Source organism: Streptomyces yerevanensis, from assembly GCF_000716805.1.
Taxonomy (GTDB): domain Bacteria; phylum Actinomycetota; class Actinomycetes; order Streptomycetales; family Streptomycetaceae; genus Streptomyces; species Streptomyces flaveus.
The window spans coordinates 217,712-233,099 of the sequence record NZ_JNWJ01000011.1 but is presented as its reverse complement, the minus strand read 5'-3'; the positions used below and the strand labels follow the sequence as shown (position 1 = coordinate 233,099).

14 protein-coding genes and 1 pseudogene are annotated in these 15,388 nt (G+C 69.9%); 13 read left to right on the top strand and 2 right to left on the bottom strand.

The window, feature by feature from the left end; all coding sequences use genetic code 11:
• Positions 1–119 precede the first annotated feature (119 nt).
• Positions 120–726, bottom strand: a pseudogene (locus OP79_RS53860) (HAD family hydrolase); the annotation flags it as partial.
• A 180-nt stretch (positions 727–906) separates the two neighbouring features.
• On the opposite strand from OP79_RS53860, the gene OP79_RS14400 reads away from it, so the two are divergent.
• The 8 genes from OP79_RS14400 to OP79_RS14365 all read left to right on the top strand — a co-directional run bounded on the left by OP79_RS14400 (position 907) and on the right by OP79_RS14365 (position 9,104).
• Positions 907–1,812 carry an NADP-dependent oxidoreductase gene (locus OP79_RS14400; RefSeq protein WP_033320535.1) on the top strand — a complete coding sequence of 302 codons (906 nt, stop codon included), beginning with the start codon at positions 907–909 and terminating at the stop codon, positions 1,810–1,812.
• Positions 1,813–1,889: 77 nt separating this feature from the next.
• Positions 1,890–2,951 (top strand): alkene reductase, encoded by a 1,062-nt coding sequence (locus OP79_RS14395; RefSeq protein WP_033320534.1) that lies wholly within the window; start codon positions 1,890–1,892, stop codon positions 2,949–2,951.
• 11 nt (positions 2,952–2,962) lie between these two features.
• The gene (locus tag OP79_RS14390; RefSeq protein ID WP_033320533.1) at positions 2,963–3,442 is read left to right on the top strand and encodes a MarR family winged helix-turn-helix transcriptional regulator; all 480 of its coding nucleotides are present in this window, start codon (positions 2,963–2,965) and stop codon (positions 3,440–3,442) included.
• Positions 3,443–4,653: 1,211 nt separating this feature from the next.
• Positions 4,654–5,007 (top strand): CAP domain-containing protein, encoded by a 354-nt coding sequence (locus tag OP79_RS58265; protein WP_051744645.1) that lies wholly within the window; start codon positions 4,654–4,656, stop codon positions 5,005–5,007.
• Positions 5,008–5,064: 57 nt separating this feature from the next.
• Complete coding sequence (locus OP79_RS58030) at positions 5,065–5,187, top strand: hypothetical protein (protein WP_281193184.1); 123 nt, start codon at positions 5,065–5,067, stop codon at positions 5,185–5,187.
• 179 nt (positions 5,188–5,366) lie between these two features.
• Positions 5,367–6,449: an iron ABC transporter substrate-binding protein gene (locus tag OP79_RS14375; protein ID WP_245685322.1), complete on the top strand. Its 1,083-nt coding sequence runs from the start codon at positions 5,367–5,369 to the stop codon at positions 6,447–6,449.
• 41 nt (positions 6,450–6,490) lie between these two features.
• Positions 6,491–8,014, top strand: coding sequence for an ABC transporter permease (locus tag OP79_RS14370; RefSeq protein ID WP_033320529.1), 1,524 nt, complete (start codon positions 6,491–6,493; stop codon positions 8,012–8,014).
• A 1-nt stretch (position 8,015) separates the two neighbouring features.
• The gene (locus OP79_RS14365; protein ID WP_051744644.1) at positions 8,016–9,104 is read left to right on the top strand and encodes an ABC transporter ATP-binding protein; all 1,089 of its coding nucleotides are present in this window, start codon (positions 8,016–8,018) and stop codon (positions 9,102–9,104) included.
• 99 nt (positions 9,105–9,203) lie between these two features.
• On the opposite strand, the gene OP79_RS14360 is transcribed toward OP79_RS14365, so the two are convergent.
• On the bottom strand, positions 9,204–10,019 hold the full coding sequence (locus OP79_RS14360; protein ID WP_425428569.1) for an ATP-grasp domain-containing protein: 816 nt from the start codon (positions 10,017–10,019) through the stop codon (positions 9,204–9,206).
• Between the two features lie 422 nt (positions 10,020–10,441).
• Between OP79_RS14360 and OP79_RS14355 the strand changes: the two genes are divergently transcribed.
• The 5 genes from OP79_RS14355 (at position 10,442) to OP79_RS14335 (ending at position 15,382) form a co-directional block, all read left to right on the top strand.
• Positions 10,442–12,862, top strand: a complete 2,421-nt coding sequence (locus tag OP79_RS14355; RefSeq protein WP_157857312.1) for a sensor histidine kinase — start codon at positions 10,442–10,444, stop codon at positions 12,860–12,862.
• Positions 12,863–12,864: 2 nt separating this feature from the next.
• Positions 12,865–13,299 carry a roadblock/LC7 domain-containing protein gene (locus tag OP79_RS14350; protein ID WP_033320527.1) on the top strand — a complete coding sequence of 145 codons (435 nt, stop codon included), beginning with the start codon at positions 12,865–12,867 and terminating at the stop codon, positions 13,297–13,299.
• Positions 13,300–13,307: 8 nt separating this feature from the next.
• Positions 13,308–13,694: a DUF742 domain-containing protein gene (locus OP79_RS14345; protein WP_051744642.1), complete on the top strand. Its 387-nt coding sequence runs from the start codon at positions 13,308–13,310 to the stop codon at positions 13,692–13,694.
• Entirely contained in the window at positions 13,675–14,265 is a 591-nt protein-coding gene (locus tag OP79_RS14340) for a GTP-binding protein (RefSeq protein ID WP_033320526.1), read from the top strand. The genes OP79_RS14345 and OP79_RS14340 overlap by 20 nt, the downstream gene beginning before the upstream one ends.
• A 289-nt stretch (positions 14,266–14,554) precedes the next feature.
• Positions 14,555–15,382 carry a hypothetical protein gene (locus tag OP79_RS14335; RefSeq protein WP_033320525.1) on the top strand — a complete coding sequence of 276 codons (828 nt, stop codon included), beginning with the start codon at positions 14,555–14,557 and terminating at the stop codon, positions 15,380–15,382.
• The last annotated feature ends 6 nt before the right edge of the window (positions 15,383–15,388 follow it).

Here is a 15,388-nt window from a genome sequence, read left to right as displayed (position 1 = left end):
GCCACACCGATGTCGGCCAGCCACTGGATCGCGGTCCGGGGAGTGATGCCCAGCAGTTTCTGGGCGGAGCGCTCGGGTGCGATCGAGCGGTCCGGCAGCGCTTGCATGGCCTGGTAGCCGCCCGCGACATCCGCGGCGGGACCCTCCCCGATCAGGGGCGCGAGGGAGGCCCGGAAGTCCTCGGAGTCCTCGGGTGTGCAGCGGGCGTACACCTCCTCGATGCCGAGCGCTACGGCGACCGCCTGCGCCGGTGCCTCCCGGTCGCCGGTAGCGAGCACCGGGCGCACACCGAGGCGCCGCAGCCGATCCACGGCCCGGTAACTGCCGGGGCGCACGACGTCCCCGACCTCGATCAGCGCCTCGGCGACCCCGTCGACACGGACCAGCACGGGGGTGTTGACGCCGGCCTCCGCCGCCCGCAACGCGTCGGTGAGGGCGGCGGGCAACTCGCCGTCCGGCGCGAGGACTTCGACCAGCCGCCCCTCGGCCCGGCCGCGCACGCCGCGCCCCGCGGTCACGGCGAAGCCGCTCACCTCCGGCAGCGTGCCCTGTCCGATCAGGACATCACCCGACGCTCGAACTCGGTCGCGCGGGGGCACCCCCATGGCGTACGCGACGATCGTCCGGCCCAGCGGGTGCTCCGAGCCCTGCTCCACCGCACCGGCCGGCCGCAGCACCGCCCTCACGGCCCGCACCGCCTGGGTGTGCCGCGCTCTCGGCGCCTGAGCGCAAGGCTCGCTCCGACAGGCACCTCCCGCATCGACCACCGTCTCGAGGGGACCGACGCGACCGCGGCCGATCTCGCGCAGCACCGAGCGGCAGCAATACTTGGCTAGCCACAGATTCGCTGTTACGTTGGTTATGTGTCCAGCCACCTAAATGGGTGGCGACACGAGAGGAGTCGTCATGAAAGCCATCCTGTTCGACCGTTTCGGAGGCACGGAAGTGCTGCACGAGGCGGACATCGAGGTCCCGCAGCCCGGCCCCGGCCAGGTCCGCGTCCGCGTCAAGGCGGCCGGGCTGAACGCGCTGGACGGCAAGATCCGCTCCGGGATGCTGGAGGCCGTCCGCCCGACGACCTTCCCCGCCGTCCCCGGTGGCGAGCTCGCCGGCGTGGTGGACGCCCTGGGTGAGGGTGTGAGCGACGTGCAGGTCGGCGATGAGGTGCTGGGCTGGTCGGACACCGGCTCGTACGCCCAGTACGCGCTGGCCACCACCGTGGCCCCCAAGCCCGCCGGCCTCGACTGGCAGGACGCGGTCGCGCTGCCGGTGGCCAGCGAGACGGCTGAGCGGGTTCTGAACCTGCTGAGGGTCGCCGCCGGGGAGACCGTACTGATGCACGGCGCGTCCGGAGCGGTCGGCACCCTGGCGGTCCAGCTCGCCACGGCCCGCGGAGCACGCGTGATTGCCACCGCAGGCCCCGCCAACCAGGACTACCTCACCTCGCTCGGCGCCACCGCGACCCTCTACGGCGAGGGCCTGGTCGAGCGGGTCCGGGCACTGGCCCCCGACGGAGTGGACGCGGTGTTCGACCTGGCCGGGAAGGGCGCCCTGGAGGACTCCATCACCCTGCGCGGCGGCACCGAGCGCATCGTCACCATCGCCGACTTCCGCGCGCACCAGCTCGGCATCACCTTCTCCAGCGGCGGCCAGGAACGCTCGGCCGCCCGCCTGGCCGCCCTGGCCCAGGATGTCGCGACCGGAAAGCTCGTCACCACCGTCACCGCCTACCCGCTCGACCAGGCCGCCACGGCCCAGCAGGTCAGCGACGCCGGACATGTCCGGGGCAAGCTCGTCCTCACCCTCGACTGATCACGCTCGCCACTCCCTCCGCCACGCCCCCGCTTTCCCGATCACCACCTGTTCATCACCGCACCGAAGGACCGCTCATGCTGAACTCCCTGTGGACACCGACCGCCGTCGGCGACATGCCCCTCCCGCACCGCCTGGTCATGGCCCCCATGACCCGTGACCGCTCCACACCTGAAGGCGTACCGACCGAGCTGAACGCCGAGTACTACGCCCAGCGGGCCTCGCACGCGCTCATCATCACCGAGGGAACCCAACCCTCCACCGACGGCCAGGGCTACCTCCTCACCCCCGGCATCCACAATGACGAGCAGATCGCCGGATGGCGCAAGGTCACCGACGCCGTGCACGCGGCCGACGGACGGATCGTCATCCAGCTGATGCATACCGGACGCATCTGCCACCCCGACAACACCCCCCACGGACGCCGGCCGGTCGCCCCTTCGGCGATCCCGCCGGAGGGCATGATGTTCACCGTGTCCGGGCCCCAGGAGATGCCGACACCCCGTGCCCTGTCGACGCAGGAGGTCGCGGCGACCGTCGACGACTTCCGCCGCGCCGCAGCGGCCGCCGTCGCGGCAGGCGCCGACGGCGTGGAGATCCACGCCGCCAACGGCTACCTGGTGCACCAGTTCCTGTCCGACAACACCAACCAGCGCACCGACCGCTACGGCGGTTCCCTCGACAACCGCATCCGCTTCGCCGTCGAGGTGGCCGCTGCCGTGGCCGGCGAGATCGGCGCCGACCGCACCGGCCTGCGCATCTCCCCCGGCAACCCCTACAACGACATCGCCGAGTCCGACACCGCCGAGCTGTATCCGGCGCTGCTGCGCGCCCTCAGCCCGCTCGGCCTCGCCTACCTCCACGTGATGCACGCGGGCGACGAGGAGCTGCTGGGCACCCTGCGCGCGCTGTGGCCGACCACGCTGATCCTCAACCGGGCCGGCACCGACCTGCCCACCCGCGCCAAGGACATCGACAACGGCACGGCCGACCTCGTCTCCGTCGGCGCCCTCGCGCTCGCCAACCCGGACCTGGTCGAGCGGCTACGCTCTGACGCGCCGCTGAACACCCCCGACCCGGCGACCTTCTACGGCGGCGGAGTGGCCGGCTACACCGACTACCCCACCCACACCGTCTGAGGAACCGACCTATGCCCGCCCCCACACCCCGCATCCCCACCACGGCCGGCGAGGGGCCGATGAGCTACGCGATCTACCAGCTCGCCCGCGCTCACCGCGCCCGCGCCGCGGCCATGCTCCGCGAGATGGACCTGCATCCCGGACAGGAACTGCTGCTGATGCACCTCCTGGACCGGGACGGCCAGACCCAGTCCGAGCTGCTCGAAAGCGTCGACGTGGACCACTCCACCATCTCCAAGGCACTACGCCGCATGCAGGACGCCGGCCTGCTCGTCCGCGAGCCGGCCGCACACGACCGGCGTGTCATGGTCGTCCACCTCACCGACAAGGGCCGTGCCATGCGCGAGCCCATCGCAGCCATGTGGCAGGCCCTGGAGGAGACCTCCGCGCAGAACCTGTCGGCGCAGCAGGCAGAGTCCTTCGTCCGCACCGCCTACGCCATCGCCGACGCGATCAACAGCCGCGCTCTTCCGCAGGAAGAGTCCACGTAACTCCTTCTGTTCGCACCTCATGTCCGCGTGCCCCACACGACACATGGAGGGGTACGCGGACATGGGTGCACGTCGTTTGGATGCGGCGGGCACCGCTCACCTCGTACGTCGGAGAACGCGCGGTGGCGGGGGCCTCGGCGTCATGGGCAAGCGCGAGCGGTTCCGGTACAGGCAGGCGGAACTCATCCGGGGGAAAGGGCAACACCTCCGCGGGGACGGTGAGCCCTTCCTCGCCGCCGGCCGGCGGCGCGTCGAGGACGGCCGCATCAGCCGCGTCCGGCCGACCACCGACGCGAGCAGGCTCGAAAGCCGACGCGCGTCCTCAACCTCGATCACACCCGGCCAACACGCAGGAAACTCAACCGTTCCGGCTCAGTAATTCCCACACCTCGATCAGAGTGATATGCATCACGCCAGAATTTTACCCAATGGGATGGATTGGCCGATTACTGCTGGTAACAGCTCCGTTCTTTTGAATCCCAATCGGACATTTTCTACCGCAGGTGGTAATCCAGCTGATTTTCTCGATCGGTGAATTTGACGACCACAGCTGCGGGAGAGCCTCTTCGGCCTGGTCACTGGTGTGTGCGGGTGGCGGAGATTGTGTGCCGACGGCTGGATCCGTACGTCCTCATGGCCCGGGTGAACTCGTCGGCACCCCCAGCAGCAGTACGGGTGTTCGTTGCCCGGTGCGCTCGCCGATCCCCATAATGACCGGGCTCGCCAGCGCTGCGCTGCTTTGCTGCCCAATGCCGGACCACTGAGTGAGGCCACGTATGAACAAGCATCGCCAGAAAAAGAAGCGCCGGAAGATATCCCGTACCGCAGTCATCGTGGTGGCTGCGGGCGCCGTGGGTATTCCTTCGGTCGCGCTGGCGAGCGGTAGCGAGCTGGGGGGCTTGCGCAGTGTGGCGTTCTCCTGGCTGGGATGGGGCACTTCGGATCAAGTAGCCGACGCGCCGCCCTCGCGGACGCCCACCGCGCCCCCGGCCGCCTCCAAGGCGGCCACTTCTCCCCCTGCCACTCCGGCCAGAACCCCGAAGAAAGCGTCCCCCTCGGCGTCCAAGAGTCCCAGTCCCACCCCTACGCGCCCCCGCAGCAAACCCGTTAGGCCTGCTCCGCCTTCAAGCACTCCGACCCCGAAGGCCACGCGTTCCAGCAAAGCTCCCAGCGCCCCCGCCAGCACGGCGGACTCCGGTCCCACGAATCGTGTGCTGACCCTGGTCAACTCCGAGCGCGACAAGGCGGGTTGTGGGCCGCTGACCACGAACGCCAAGCTCACCAAGGCCGCTCAGAACCACAGCCAGGACATGGCCGATCACAAGAACATGTCTCACACCGGTTCCGACGGTTCGTCCATGGGCGACCGCCTCGCCCGTGTCGGGTACAACTTCAGGTCCGCGGGCGAGAACGTCGCCGCCGGATACGGCACTCCCGAAAGCGTCATGGCCGGCTGGATGGCCAGCCCCGGCCACAAGGCCAACATCCTCAACTGTGGCTTCAAGGAGCTCGGTGTGGGCCTGGCGCAGCCGGGCAACTACTGGACCCAGAACTTCGGGTCGTAGCCGGACAGCGCCCCCGGCATGAGCTGAACTGTCCTTTGCCATCGGCGGAGGACACGGTTGGCCCTCAGATGTACCGAGAGGCTGGGCGAGCCGCTCTACCTCGCTCAGGTCGTCGAGCGGCCCGAGAGCCGACCCGACCACGAAGTGCCCGGTGCCGGGGACGGCCTGCCCGGCATCTGAATCCGCGTGCGCGACTGATCCGCGTACGCGACCTGTCACCGATTGCCTCTGCTCACGGCGTCACCCCTGACGCCGAACAAAAATGGGCATATGTGCCATTGGCGAGGTTAGCCTGACTTAAAGAAGCTTAGCCTGACCTAACCATGGCCTGGTGTGGCCGGCGACGGAGGAGCGGGATCGTGAGTATCTCCGGGATGAGGCCCCTGCTGGCGTCGGCCCTCGGCGGTCTGCTGGCCCTGGGAGCCACGGCCTGCGGGGGACAGACCACGCAGACCGAGGCCGCGCGGGCCGAGGCCGACCGGGCCGAGGCTCACCCGGGCACGGACGACAAGATCACCGTGTACAGCGGTCGGAGCGAGTCGCTCGTCAAGCCGGTGCTGGAGGACTTCCAGGAGGCCAGAGGTATCACCGTCGAGGTGCGCTACGGCGATACCGCGCAGATGGCCGCCCAGCTGCAGGAAGAGGGCAGTCGGAGCCCGGCGGACGTCTTCCTCGCCCAGGACGCGGGGGCCCTGGGGGCGGTGGCCGCGAAGGGTCTCTTCGCCAAGCTGCCCGACGAGGTGCTGGACAGGGTGCCGGCCGCCTACCGGGACGAGGGCGGCGAGTGGGTCGGTGTGACAGGCCGCGTGCGCACGATGGCCTACAACGCCGACCAGGTCGCCAAGGCCGATCTGCCCAAGTCCGTGTTCGAACTGACCGAGCCCGAATGGAAGGGCAAGGTGGGCATCGCGCCGACCAACGGCTCGTTCCAGGCGTTCATCACCGCGATGCGGGTCGAGCACGGTGACGCGAGGACAAGAGAGTTCCTCGACGGGCTGAAGGCCAACGACGCCCAGATCCGCGAGGGGAACGCGCCGATCGTCGCCGACGTCAACTCCGGCAAGCTCGCTTCCGGGCTGGTCAACCACTACTACGTGTACGAGCTGGCCAAGGAGGAGGGCACCACCGTCGACGCCCTCAAGGCGAAGAACCACTTCTTCCCGGACAAGAACATCGGCAGCCTGGTCAACGTCTCCGGTGTCGGCGTGCTGGACAAGGCCGACGACGATCCGGACGTCCGCGAGTTCGTCGACTACCTGCTGGGCAATCAGGCCCAGACCTACTTCGCCGAGCAGACGTACGAGTACCCGCTGATCGACGGTGTCGGCCCGGCTCCCGGCCTGCCCTCGCTGTCGTCGCTGAACGCACCGGACATCGACCTGAACGACCTGGACGACCTGGCGACGACCATCGAAATGATCAGGGAATCGGGGCTCGTCTGAGCAGCACGCCGGCCCTCGTCCTGCGCCGGACGCGGCGGCTGATGCCGCGCCCGGCTCTGGCCTGCGCGGCGATGCTCGCCATCGGCGTCGCGCTCATTCCGCTGGCCTATCTGGGGATACGGGTCGGCGAGGCGGGCTGGGACCGGATCGCCGGCGAACTGTTCACCGAGCGCACCGGGGAACTCGTCGTCCGGAGCGTGGCGCTGGCGGTGGTCGTCACCGCGGCCTGCACGGTCCTGGGCGTGGTCGTGGCGTTCCTGGTCACCCGCGCCGATCTGCCGGCCCGGCGGTTGTTCGGGGTGCTCGCCGCGCTTCCCCTCGCGGTCCCCAGCTACGTCGCGACCTTCGCCTGGGTGTCCACGGTGGAGGGCTTCGAGGGCTTCTGGGCAGCGGCCCTCGTGCTCACGCTGGTCTCGTACCCGTACGTCTACCTGCCGGTCGCCGCCGCGCTGGTCGGCGTGGACCCGGGGCAGGAGGAGGTGGCCCGTTCTCTGGGGCGCGGTCCGTGGCGTACGACCGTCGGTGTGACGCTGCGCCAGGTACGGCCGGCGGTGGCGGCGGGCGCGCTGCTGGTCGCGCTCTACGTGCTCTCCGACTTCGGGGCCGTCTCGATCCTGCGGGTGGACGTCCTCACCCGGGCCGTCTTCACCTCGATCAACCTCGGCTTCGACCGCACCGGGGCGCTCGTGCTCGCCACGGCCCTCGTCGCCCTCACGGCGCTGGTGCTTCTCGCCGAGCAGCTCAGCCGACGGCGTGCGGCCCGCTACGCCCGTCTCGGCGGCGGGGCGCCCCGGCCGCCGACGCGACTGCGCCTGGGCCGGTTGCGCCGGGCGGCCGTACTCGGGCTCGCCGGTGTGCTCGGGTCGGCTCTCGGCGTGCCGGCGCTGAGTCTGGTCCGGTGGTTCGGCGAGGGCGTCTCACGGCCCGGGTCGCTCGGCGAACTCGCCGACGCCGCCGGGAACTCGCTGCAGGTCGCCCTGCTCGGCACGGTCCTGACCCTAGTGCTGGCGATGCCGGTCGGACTGCTGTCCGCCCGCGCTCCCGGCCTGCTCTCCGTGGCTCTGGACCGCCTGGCGTATCTCTCGCACGCGCTGCCCGGTCTGGTCATCGGGCTGTCGCTGGTGTTCTTCGGCATCAACGTGGCCTACCCCCTCTACCAGAGCGTGTGGCTGCTCGCGCTCGCGTACGCGGCCCTGTTCCTGCCCCTCGCCGTCGCGGCCGTCGGCGCAGCCGCGGCACAGGCCCCGCCCGGCCTGGAGGAGGTGGCCCGCTCGCTCGGACGGCGCCGGGCGTACGTACTGCGCACGGTGACCCTGCCACTGGCCGCACCCGGCATCGGCGCCGGCGCCGCACTGGTCTTCCTCACCTGTATGAAGGAACTGCCCGCCACGCTGCTGCTGCGCCCCACCGGAACGGACACCCTCGCCACCGGTCTGTGGAAGCACACCTCGGTCGCCGCGTACGCCGCCGCCGCCCCCTATGCGGCCCTGCTGGTGCTCATCGCCGCCGTACCCACGTGGTGGCTGTCGGCACGCACCGGCGTCCTCACCCGGACAGGCGGCTGACATGGCGGAACTGCGCATCGCCGGCGTCCACAAGGCCTACGGCCGCGTCCAGGCACTGTCCGGAGTGGACCTCGGCGTCCGCTCCGGAGCGCTCGTCGCCGTCCTCGGTCCCTCCGGCTCGGGCAAGACCACGCTGCTGCGCTGCATCGCGGGCTTCGAGGCGCCGGACGCCGGAGAGATCCGTATCGACGGCCGCCGTGTCGCCACCTCCGACGCATCGGTGCCGCCGGAGCGGCGGCGGATCGCGGTGGTCCCCCAGGAGGGCGCGCTCTTCCCGCACCTTTCCGTCCTCGGCAACGTCGCCTACGGGCTCGGCCGGGCCGCCCGGCGGGCCGGCCGGGCGGCTGCCGTGCTGGAGCTGGTGGGTCTTGCAGGCTTCGAGGAACGGATGCCGCACCACCTCTCCGGCGGGCAGCAGCAGCGCGTCGCGGTCGCCCGGGCACTCGCGCCGCGCCCGCCGGTCGTGCTGCTCGACGAGCCGTTCAACGCACTCGACGCCGCGCTGCGGGCCGAAGTGCGCCGGGACGTCTGGCAGGCCCTGCACGCCGACGGCGCCACGGCGGTCCTCGTCACCCACGACCAGGCGGAGGCGCTGTCGATGGCCGCGGAGGTCGCGGTCATGCGGGACGGCCGTATCGTCCAAAGTGGCCCCCCGGAACTCCTCTACGGATCACCGGCCGACCCGTGGGTGGCCGGGTTCGTCGGCGAGGCGGTGTGGCTGCCCGGTGTGATGGACGGCGACCAGGCTCGCACCCCTCTGGGCACCGTAGGACTCACACGGCTCGAAGGCGGTGCGCCGACCGGCCCGACGCGCGTACTGCTGCGGCCCGAACAGATCACGCTCGCCTCGCCAGGGACGGCAGGCGCGGTCGCCGCGACCGTGGTACGGCGCGACTTCTACGGCCACGACGCGGTGCTCGCCCTGCGCCTGAGCGACGGCACGCTGGTGGCCGCGCGGGTCTTCGACCCGGCCGCCCGGCCGCCCGCCGTCGGGGACGAGGTCGCCCTGCGCGTCCGCGGCACCGCCCGTTCCTTCCCGGCCGGCGGACGACCGGGCGACCGCGCCCGGCCATCCAGCACGGACGGGTAGCTCGGATCCGTCTTCCGCGACCCGGCGGAAGGCCCTACGAGCCGGTCGAGCCAGTACACGAAGGGGCAGCGGCAGTTGAGGTGGCCGGGGGTGTGCCGGTCAGGTGCGGGGTGAGATGTCCAGGAACCGGTGGAGGGAGGCGGTCATGCCGGCGACGAAGGTGTCACGGGTCGGGTCGTCGACATGGTCCAGGGACAGGTAGGGGTTGAGGTCTTCCAGCTCGACCAGGAGGAGGTCGCCCTCCTGGGTGCGGCAGGCGTCCACGCGCTGGATACCGTGATCGAGGGTGTTCCAGTCGATGAAGCGGCGGGCGAAACCGAGATCGGCTTCCGTGGGCCGGTAGGGCTCGAGGACCCAACGACGGTCGGGGTCGGGGGCGTGGAGGGCGTACTGGAAGGCGTCGTCGACGTAGTAGAACGACACCTCGTAGCGGAAGTCGATGCGGGGCTGGACCAGAATGTCGCCATAGGTGAGGCCGTCCAGCTGCTCCCGGGAGACGAAGCTGAGGCCTATGGAGTCCGCCCCTGCCTTCGGCTTGACCACGTACTGGCCGGTCTCGGGCAGCGCGCCGAGGTTCTGGGGCCGGTCGATGGTGGGGATGACCGGGTATCCGGCTGCCGTCAGGTCCAGCAGGTACTGTTTGCCGGCCATGTCGGCCCGGCCGGACAGCGGGTTGTAGACCCGGGTGCCGCGCGCCGCGGCCTGGTTCCGGAAGGCGTCGTACTCCTTCTGGTAGTGCAGCACAGGGCCGCTGTTGCGGACCACGACCCCGTCGAAGGCGTCCATGAGAGCGGCGGCATCCAGCGGGTGGCACAAAGCGACGTCGAAGTCGTTCCGCAGCCGCGACGACAGGAAGATGTCCTCGTCGCAGTAGCGCCGCCCCCTGGCCTGGTAGGCGAGATCGGTCACGAACAAAACGCTGAGGCGGCCGGGCACGGGGCAACTCCTGGGTCGGTGGCCACCAACCTACCCACGCCGCCGAGCACCGCCCCGCGCCGGGCCCGCCTCCACCGGCGAGATCGCCTTGCCGTACTTCGTGACTTCGTGCCGGGCGGGCTCTGAGATGTGCTGATGATGCGTCACCTACGGAGTACGGTCCGCAATTCGTCATGGCCCAATCGAAATTAGATAGATATATTTGGCTAACTGTTTCGCGATAGTATCTGGCGTCGTCGAGCGGACCGTAGGCGGCCCGTCACTCAGAGCAGCGCTGGGGAACTTCCGTGGCAGTGCATGCACGTGCGTCGAAAAAGCAAGGCCCTCCGGAGAGAGGCTCTTCGGAGAGAGGAGCCAGGCGGCAGCCGTCACTTCGCACGGCCCTGCTCATCCTGGCGCTGGTGCCCAGCGTGACTCTGGTCGCCCTGTGGGCGACGACCTCCGTGCAGCTGTACACGGAGTGGCAGCAGCAGCGGCAGCGCAACGAGGCGTCCACCGAGGCCGCGCGGCCCATCATGGCCGCGTTCTTCAGCCTCCAGGAGGAACGGCGGCTCAGCGGTGCGGCGCTGGGCGACTCCCGGTCGTACAAGGCGGAGTTGCAGAAGCAGCGCGGCCGAACCGACGCGGCCGTCAAAACCGTCCAGGCGCTCCCCGGCAGTGAATGGGACGCCCCGGACGACATCCGCCGCAACGTCGTCCGGGTGGGCAGGGACCTGGACAAACTGGCCGACTACCGGAACGCCGTCGACCGGCGGACCGCCTCCCAGCAGCAGACGTTCGACGACTACACCGGACTCATCGCCACCGACCTCAAGCTGTTCACCGTACTGAGCAATGTCGGCATCGCGGACATCGACTACCTCGCCCGGCCGGCCATCGACTCGGTCTGGGGCATGGAGATGATCTCGCGCGAGAGCGCGATCATCACCCGCGGCACCGTCACCGGGCGCCTCTCCGCCGGCGAACGCGAGCAGTTGGCCGAGTGGATCGGCTCCGAACGCTTCATCTACGACAACAAGGTCGAGGCCCTTGTCCCCAGCGACCAGGCGACGCGGTACCGGAAGCTGATGGCCGGCAGTGCGTGGAAAGCGAAGACCGACGCCGAACACGACGTGGTGCGCCGCTCCTCGTCCGGGTCGAACGCCTTCTCCGCCGAACTGGGCAAGACCTGGAGCAGCAGCGTCGAACAGGTCATGGGCCCGCTCCAGGAGCTCAACGGCGCCTACTCGGCCACTCTCACGGCGGCCACGGACCGGGAGCTCGACTCCATGGTGACGAAGCTGGTCCTCACCAGCGCGATGGGCGCGGGGGCGGTGGTCGTGGTCATCGTGGTCAGCGCACTGCTCACCCGAATGCTGCGCCGCCGGATCTTCGCCCTCCGGCAGGCAGCCCTCGACCTGCAGACCCGGATGCCGGACGTGGTCGAGCGCATGCGGAGGGGGGAGGCCGTCGACGCGGACGCCGAACTCCCGCAGATCCAGCACGGTCACGACGAACTCGGCCAACTGGGCCAGGCGCTCAACCTCGCGCGGCACAGTGCGCTGGACACCACCATGGCGCAGGTGGGGCAGTTCCGCGGATTCGAGAAACTCCTCCAGCGCATCGCCCGCCGCACCCAGCTGCTCATCGGGCTCCAGATGAAGAAGCTCAGTGAGCTGGAGCGCCGGCACGAGGACCCGGAGGTCCTGGAGGGCCTCTTCGACCTGGACCATCTCACCGCCCGGCTGCGGCGGTACGAGGAGAACCTGGTGATCCTCGGCGGCGGCCAGCCGCAGCGGCGCTGGCGCAAACCCGTGCTGCTCCTTGATGTGCTCCGCTCCGCACAGAGCGAGGTCCAGGACTACCGCCGGATCCAGATCGAGGTCGAGGGCCGCGTCTGGCTCTCCGAACGAGCGGTCGGACTGGTGGTGCATGTGCTGGCCGAACTCATGGAGAACGCGGTGACGTTCTCGAGGCCGCCGACCCCCGTCGAGGTGTACGCCGCCCGGGTGGGGCGCGGCCTCGCGGTGGAGATCGAAGACCGCGGCGTGGGCATGGACCCCGAGCAGTACGACGAGGCGAACCGGCTGATGGCTGAACCTCCCCGGCTGGACGTCCTGTCGCGTGCCGACGACGTCAGGCTCGGCCTCTATGTCGTGTCCCGACTGGCCCAGTCGCTCGGCATCAAGGTGGAGCTGCGGCCCTCGTCGTTCGGCGGCACCCGGGTGGTCGCCCTGATCCCCGACCATTTCGTCGTCGAGGATCCTTCGGCTCCTTCGGGTCCCGAGGGATTCGAAGGATTCGAGGGTCCTGAGCCCGTGTCGACGACGGTCGCCACCCCGGAATGGCCCACCGCGGATCCGGTCACGACGGCCGGGCCGGGCCCGGCCCACGGCACGGCGCCGGTGGTCAACGTGTTCACCCCGCTTTCCCGCGCCGGGGCCGGGTCCGCGGTTCACCACGGTGACACGTCCACCGGGCAGCGGTCGCACACCGGCCTGCCGCCGGTGCACCACACCCCGACGGAGCAGCCGCTGCCCAAACGGGTGCGCATGGCCAGCCTCGTCGACGAGCTGCGGGACCCCCATGCGAATGTGCGGGCGCACCCGGCCGCCGCGCAGGCACCGGAGCGACCGGCCGCTCCGGCCCGTTCCGGGGCGACGATCGGCGCCTTCCAGCGCCAGTCCCGCAAGGCCCGGGACGACGCCCACCACACCGACGCCGTGTTCAGCAGCGCCGGAGCACACGGCGGCGCGGACCCGGGCGCCGTGGAGCGCGGCACCGGGGAACGCGACCGCACCGAAGCCCTCCCGTATCGCAGACGGACCCCGACGGAAGACTGACCATGACACAGCGAACGACCGCCACCCTTCAGGACCTCGACTGGTTGCTGGACGGCCTGGTCGAACAGGTGCCCGGCACCCAGCACGCCATCGTGCTGTCCGACGACGGGCTGGTGGTCAGCCAGTCCCGCACCATCGCCCGACGGGACGCGGAGCGCCTCGCCGCCGTGGCCACCGGCCAGCAGAGTCTGGCCCGAGGCGCCGGGAGCCTGTTCGGCGGTGGTCCGGTGCTCCAGGTGATCGTCGAGATGAGCGATCTCTGGCTGTTCATATCCGCCGCAGGCAGGGGTACCCACCTGGCTGTCGTCGCCTCCCAGGAGGTGGACGCCGAGCTCATGGCCGTGGCCATGCACACCCTGATGCAGCAGGTGGGCCAGCGTCTGGGCGCCGAGGCCCGCGTCGGTGCGCCACCCGTCGAGGGCGGTGTACGTGAGTGAGTCACTGGATGGACGACATGGAGGCCGAGGACGCCGACGACGCCGAATCACTGTTCGTCAGGCCATACACCATCACCCAGGGCCGGACGGCTCCGGCGCGCGACGACCTCACCCTCATCACCATCGTGACGACCGTCGAACCGGCGCCGGGCCGGGCCGGCACCCGTGGTCTGCAGCCCGAGCACCGCTCGATACTCCAGCAGTGCCTACGGCCTGCGGCGGTGGCGGAGGTCGCCGCCGAACTGAATCTGCCCGTGGCCGTGACGAAGATCCTGATCGACGATCTGGTCGGACTCGGCAGGGTGACAACCCGACCACCGATCGCCATGGCGGTAGGAAGCGAATCGAACATGACACTTCTGCGGGCGGTGAGGGATGGTCTTCGTAGAATCTGACCCGGTCGGCGGCGCGCGCGCAGTCACGTCGCCCGCGGCGGTCAAGATCCTCGTGGCAGGTGGCTTCGGCGTGGGCAAGACGACGCTCGTCGCGGCGGTGAGTGAGGTGACTCCGCTGCGTACGGAGGAGTACATGACCGTCGCGAGTGTGGGCGTCGACGACGTCGGAGGCATCGAGGACAAGACCACCACCACCGTGGCCATGGACTTCGGCCGCATCACGGTGAACAGCCAACTGGTGGTCTACCTCTTCGGCACGCCCGGCCAGGAGCGCTTCTGGTTCATGTGGAACGACCTGGTGCAGGGCGCGCTCGGCGCGGTCGTCCTGGCCGACACCCGGCGACTGGAGTCCAGCTTCGCGTCCATCGACTTCTTCGAGAGCCGCGGCATCCCGTTCGTGGTCGGCGTCAACTGCTTCCACGGCCGGATGGACCGGGACGAGCGAGAGGTTCGTGAAGCGCTGGACCTGGGTCCCGAAGTGCCCCTGGTGATGGGGGACATGAGGCAGAAGTCGGTCGGCCGCGATCTGCTGGTGTCCCTTGTCGAATACCTGATTGCGACCGGCCGATAGCCCAGTTGTCCATCCGGTGTCATGGTCCTCGCCGGTGTTCGAGCAGTGTTCGAGAGCCGTGTCCTGCGCTGCGGGTCGTCCTGCGCTTCCCCGTGTGACGCACGGTGGCGTCGACGAACTGCCGTCCACAGCCGATGTGTTGCTGTGTCACGGCTGTGTGACCACGCTGTTCTGAAGCGAGGACAGGCGTGACCTGTGGGACCTGGGGGTCCTCATAGTGATCACAGAGCGGGAAACGGCGAAAACGCCGCCGGCTCCCTGCTACCGCCGCCCTTGGAAGGAACCTCCCGTGAAGAACCGCCACCTGCGCAAGGCTGTCCTCGCCACCGCCGCGATCACCGCCGGACTGCTGATGACGGCGTGCCAGAACGGCACCGATGACAGCTCGTCCGGCGCGAGCCAGTCGGACACGGCAAGCCCGGTGGCGGCCGCGGAGAAGGCGTCGGACTCCAAGAACTCCAAGAACTCCAAGGGCGTCAGCGGCTCGTTCAAGAACGGCGAGGTCACCTACCTCGCCCCGGGCAAGTACATCGTGTCCGTACCGGGCAAGGACGACCAGCAGTTCTGGGTCGCCGACGACACCGAGGTCTACGGCTCCGGCACGATATGCGGCGAGGCGGGGTCCAAGGTGGACGCGCCGTGCACGCTGGATCAGCTCGAGGCGGCCACCAAGAAGGGCGCCGTGAGCGCCGACGTGGAGATGAAGGACGGTATCGCGGCCCTGGTGACCGAGCGGCGTGCCCCTCAGCAGGACACCGGCTCCGGCTCCGGCTCCGGCGGTGGTTCCGGCTCCGGCTCCGGCTCCGGCGAGACCGTCGTCGAGGGCATCAACGAGGGCAAGGGCGTCAACGGCACCTGGTTCGGCAACGTCTCCTACCTGGCGCCGGGCAAGTACACCGTCTCCGACATGAAGGGCGTCGAGCAGCAGTTCCTCCTCGCCGAGGACACCAAGATCATGGGCTACGACGACATCTGCGACGCCGTGAACACCGGGCCGGGCGGCGAGGGCGGCACCGAGTGCACCGAGGCCGAACTGGAGACGGCCGCCAAGAAAGGCTTCTCCGCCGAGGTCGTGATCAGCAACGGCATCGCGACCACCATCCGCGACGACCACTGAGCCGCA

Bases quoted from the DNA above. Each gene is read 5' to 3' on its own strand.
- OP79_RS14400 (WP_033320535.1), top strand. From the start codon at position 907: ATGAAAGCCATCCTGTTCGACCGTTTCGGAGGCACGGAAGTGCTGCAC.
- OP79_RS14395 (WP_033320534.1), top strand. From the start codon at position 1,890: ATGCTGAACTCCCTGTGGACACCGACCGCCGTCGGCGACATGCCCCTC.
- OP79_RS14390 (WP_033320533.1), top strand. From the start codon at position 2,963: ATGCCCGCCCCCACACCCCGCATCCCCACCACGGCCGGCGAGGGGCCG.
- OP79_RS14370 (WP_033320529.1), top strand. From the start codon at position 6,491: ATGCCGCGCCCGGCTCTGGCCTGCGCGGCGATGCTCGCCATCGGCGTC.
- OP79_RS14365 (WP_051744644.1), top strand. From the start codon at position 8,016: ATGGCGGAACTGCGCATCGCCGGCGTCCACAAGGCCTACGGCCGCGTC.
- OP79_RS14350 (WP_033320527.1), top strand. From the start codon at position 12,865: ATGACACAGCGAACGACCGCCACCCTTCAGGACCTCGACTGGTTGCTG.
- OP79_RS14345 (WP_051744642.1), top strand. From the start codon at position 13,308: ATGGACGACATGGAGGCCGAGGACGCCGACGACGCCGAATCACTGTTC.
- OP79_RS14340 (WP_033320526.1), top strand. From the start codon at position 13,675: ATGGTCTTCGTAGAATCTGACCCGGTCGGCGGCGCGCGCGCAGTCACG.